The sequence below is a fragment of the Sphingomonas sp. LH128 genome (assembly GCF_000293195.2).
Classification (GTDB): Bacteria; Pseudomonadota; Alphaproteobacteria; order Sphingomonadales; family Sphingomonadaceae; genus Novosphingobium; species Novosphingobium resinovorum_A.
Map to the genome: position 1 here is coordinate 1 of NZ_ALVC01000497.1, position 3,687 is coordinate 3,687.

The following is a 3,687-nucleotide window of genomic DNA, read 5'->3' on the forward strand; positions in this document are numbered from 1 at the left end:
ATCGCCGAGGCCGAGATCGCGATCGTCCCATCCTTTGCAGATGGCCAGACAAAACGCCCTCTTTCCAGGCGTTTTGAATATAACGACATCCCGAGGCCGTCATGCCACAAGATCTTGCACAGCGATCCACTTCGTCCCCTGAAGACGTATAGATCGCCCGCATGGACGTCCTTGTTCAGCGATTGCTGGACCTGCAGGGCCATGGGCCAGCGAGCGCATTCCCCGCCGCATGTCCGTATGCCCCAGCGCAAGCCACACCCTCACGCCGCCCGGGATCGGGATCATCGCGCCAGAACCTCCACGACTGCCGCAGCCATCGCGGGAGACGCCAAACTGAAAATGCTCACCCGGCGACCATGGGAAAGCTCCACTACAATCGCCGGCTGCCCGGGAACCGGCGTGACGGCCTTGTCGTCCAACATCACAGCTTCGACGAAACCACGGCCTTCCTGCCCGGCGGCAGCCACCAGGCACAGTTTGCGCCGCCAGGTATAGACCAACGCGGTGGAGACGTCGTGCCGCCGGGCAACCTGCGCGACGCACGCGCCCGGCGCAAAAGCCTCTTCCAGAATACGCCGCTGTTCCTCGGTACTCCAGCGTCGGCGGCGTTCAGGCCCGCCGAAAACCGTGATCCGTCCCACAAACACCGCTCCTAAGTTCGCAAATAACTGCGACCTTAAGACCGATCCATCACCCCACCGGCAAGGCGCCGCTCAGCGGATGCGTACGACGAGGCAGGCTGCGCGCTCTACAAGATCGGTGAAGACAGGGCATGGCGTATCAACCTCGGGGCACAACCCTTCGCGGATTGGTCAAGGGAGATCAACAAGCCCCCGCCTGCCGATTGAACAGAAAGATCGGGGCCGGTTGAGGCCGGCCCCGATACTGTCAGTAGTCCATGGCCGGCATCGGCGCGGCCTTCTCCTCTTTCGGCAGCTCGGCGACGAGCGCCTCGGTCGTGATCAGCAGCGATGCGACCGAGGCCGCGTCTTGAAGCGCAGTACGCACCACCTTCGCCGGATCGATGACGCCCGCCTCGACGAGGTCCTGATACTCAGCGGTCGCGGCATTGAAGCCCCAGTTATAATCGGAGCTTTCGAGCAGCTTGCCGACGATATAGGCGCCGTCCTCGCCGGCATTCTCGGCGATCTGCCGCGCGGGCGCGCGCAGCGCCCGGCGGATGATGTCGATGCCGGACTGCTGGTCGTCATTGGCAGCTTTAAGCCCATCGAGCGCCTTGATCGCACGGAGCAGTGCGATGCCGCCCCCCGGCAGGATGCCTTCCTCCACCGCGGCGCGCGTCGCATGGAGCGCGTCGTCGACACGGTCTTTCTTCTCCTTGACCTCGACCTCGGTCGCGCCGCCGACGCGGATCACTGCGACACCGCCGGCGAGCTTCGCCACGCGCTCCTGCAGCTTCTCGCGGTCATAGTCGGACGTAGTAGTCTCGATCTGCTGGCGCAGCTGCGCGACGCGACCATCGATATCGGTCTTCTGCCCAACACCGTCGATGATGGTCGTGTTGTCCTTGTCGATCACGACCTTCTTGGCGCGACCGAGCATATCGATAGTGACGGTCTCGAGCTTGATGCCGAGATCCTCGGAGACCACATTGCCGCCGGTCAGGATGGCGATATCCTCGAGCATCGCCTTGCGGCGGTCGCCGAAGCCCGGCGCCTTGACCGCGGCGATCTTGAGCCCGCCACGCAGCTTGTTGACGACGAGCGTGGCGAGCGCCTCGCCCTCGACATCCTCGGCGATGATCAGCAGCGGCCGCCCCGACTGGACGACCTTCTCGAGCAGCGGCACGAGCGCCTGCAGGTTCGAGAGCTTCTTCTCGTGAATGAGGATGTAGGGATCGTCGAGTTCGACCTTGAGCTTCTCGGCATTGGTGATGAAATATGGCGAGAGATAGCCGCGGTCGAACTGCATTCCCTCGACGGTCTCGAGTTCGGTCTCGAGACTCTTGGCCTCCTCGACTGTGATCACCCCCTCGTTGCCGACCTTCTCCATCGCCTCGGCGAGGATGCGACCGACTTCCTCGTCGCCGTTAGCCGAGATTGTCGCGACCTGCGCAATCTCGCTGTTGGCGCCGACCTTCTTGGCGTGATTCTCCAGATCCTTGACGACCGCGCCCACCGCGAGATCGATGCCGCGCTTGACGTCCATCGGGTTCATGCCGGCGGCGACGGCTTTCGAGCCCTCGCGCACGATCGCCTGGGCGAGCACGGTGGCGGTGGTGGTGCCATCGCCCGCCTTGTCGTTCTGCTTGTTGGCGACCTCGCGCAGCATCTGCGCACCCATATTCTCGAACTTGTCGGCAAGCTCGATTTCCTTGGCGACGGTCACACCGTCCTTGGTGATACGGGGAGCCCCAAAGCTCTTCTCGATGACCACGTTGCGGCCCTTAGGACCGAGCGTCACCTTCACGGCGTTCGCAAGCGTGTCCACGCCGCGCAGCATACGATCGCGCGCGTCAGACGCGAACTTGACTTCCTTGGCAGCCATCGCTGCTACTCCTTTCTATGTCCTTCCTGAATGCTCGAGGGATAAGGGCGGCCGATCAGGCCGCCTGCTTGAGTGGCATGACGGTATCGATCACGCCAAGGATGTCGCTCTCTTTCATGATGAGCAGATCCTCGCCGTCGATCTTGACCTCGGTGCCCGACCATTTTCCGAAGAGGATGCGGTCGCCAGATTTGACGGACAGCTCGATGAGCTGACCGCTTTCGTCGCGGGCGCCGGGTCCGACGGCGACGACTTCGCCTTCCTGTGGTTTTTCCTTGGCGGTGTCAGGAATGATGATGCCGCCCGAGGTCTTCTCCTCGGCTTCGATGCGACGGACGACCACACGGTCGTGCAAGGGGCGGAAATGCATGGCAAAACCTCCAGATGCAAAACAAGTTGTGATGTCCCTGCCGTTCATCTGAACGCCAGGTTCGCGTGAACTAGGAAATGAGATTTTTTGGGTCAAGAGGGCGAGCGAAATTTTTTGGCACTCATCTCTTCTGAGTGCCAATCCGGCCATTCTCAGTGACGTGCGATGACATCATCCCTCTTGACGCGACTCGGATCAGCACCAAAATCTTGAGCCGCGTGCGACACCGCACGTATGAGAAAGGAGCGACACAAGGAAAGGAGCCACGGCCATGTCGCAGCCATTTTCGCGTTTCTTGCACCCCTTCGACGTTGCGCGCCACCCGAGCCTTGAGCCGGAGGTCAAACGCGCCATCCTCGCCTCCTGGGCATCCGACCACTCTGCGGTAAAGAACCAGCCCTCGATGCGAAAGCCTCCCGGCGCCAGGCAAGCCGTTTCGATCGATGAGGTGTTCGCCGCCATGCGATCACTTGACGAACCACGAAATGATAATCGGTCGCTTCAATGAGCGATCGCGGATTCATCGCTCAGCTGGAGGGCTACGGTCTCACCACCGCCGAGATCCATTACTACCGGCCCGATGCGCCGTCGCTTCTCCAGCTGTTCATATGGCAGGAATACGATCTTGCGCCTGATTTCCCCATCTTGTTCGATTTCCTGGGTCACTGGCGGCTTGAAGTCGAGGCCGCGCTCCATTCGGTAAGGATCGCCCATGGCCGACTGGTCGGACCCACCGAATGGCGTGCGGTCGATGGCATCATCCCACTGCAATGACGAATGGTCTTGGCGAGCGCTGGCGCGGGCGGGGC

6 protein-coding genes are annotated in these 3,687 nt (G+C 61.9%); 2 read left to right on the top strand and 4 right to left on the bottom strand.

Going from position 1 to position 3,687, the window contains the following annotated elements:
- The 4 genes from tnpB to groES form a co-directional block, all read right to left on the bottom strand.
- Positions 1-203, bottom strand: a 203-nt coding sequence (tnpB, locus tag LH128_RS29190) for an IS66 family insertion sequence element accessory protein TnpB (RefSeq protein ID WP_008827973.1), incomplete at its 3' end; no start/stop codon positions are given.
- A gap of 78 nt (positions 204-281) precedes the next feature.
- The gene (gene tnpA, locus LH128_RS29195; protein ID WP_008827974.1) at positions 282-641 is read right to left on the bottom strand and encodes an IS66-like element accessory protein TnpA; all 360 of its coding nucleotides are present in this window, start codon (positions 639-641) and stop codon (positions 282-284) included.
- 247 nt (positions 642-888) lie between these two features.
- Entirely contained in the window at positions 889-2,508 is a 1,620-nt protein-coding gene (gene groL / locus LH128_RS29200; protein WP_008833305.1) for a chaperonin GroEL, read from the bottom strand.
- A gap of 55 nt (positions 2,509-2,563) precedes the next feature.
- On the bottom strand, positions 2,564-2,878 hold the full coding sequence (gene groES, locus LH128_RS29205) for a co-chaperone GroES (RefSeq protein ID WP_008833306.1): 315 nt from the start codon (positions 2,876-2,878) through the stop codon (positions 2,564-2,566).
- Between the two features lie 271 nt (positions 2,879-3,149).
- Between groES and LH128_RS32645 the strand changes: the two genes are divergently transcribed.
- On the top strand, positions 3,150-3,386 hold the full coding sequence (locus LH128_RS32645; RefSeq protein ID WP_008833307.1) for a hypothetical protein: 237 nt from the start codon (positions 3,150-3,152) through the stop codon (positions 3,384-3,386).
- Positions 3,383-3,652 carry an usg protein gene (locus tag LH128_RS29210; RefSeq protein ID WP_008833308.1) on the top strand — a complete coding sequence of 90 codons (270 nt, stop codon included), beginning with the start codon at positions 3,383-3,385 and terminating at the stop codon, positions 3,650-3,652. The genes LH128_RS32645 and LH128_RS29210 overlap by 4 nt, the downstream gene beginning before the upstream one ends.
- Positions 3,653-3,687 lie beyond the last annotated feature (35 nt).

Excerpts from the sequence above, each read along its gene's own strand:
- groL (WP_008833305.1), bottom strand. The coding sequence starts at position 2,508 with ATGGCTGCCAAGGAAGTCAAGTTCGCGTCTGACGCGCGCGATCGTATG.
- groES (WP_008833306.1), bottom strand. The coding sequence starts at position 2,878 with ATGCATTTCCGCCCCTTGCACGACCGTGTGGTCGTCCGTCGCATCGAA.
- LH128_RS32645 (WP_008833307.1), top strand. The coding sequence starts at position 3,150 with ATGTCGCAGCCATTTTCGCGTTTCTTGCACCCCTTCGACGTTGCGCGC.
- LH128_RS29210 (WP_008833308.1), top strand. The coding sequence starts at position 3,383 with ATGAGCGATCGCGGATTCATCGCTCAGCTGGAGGGCTACGGTCTCACC.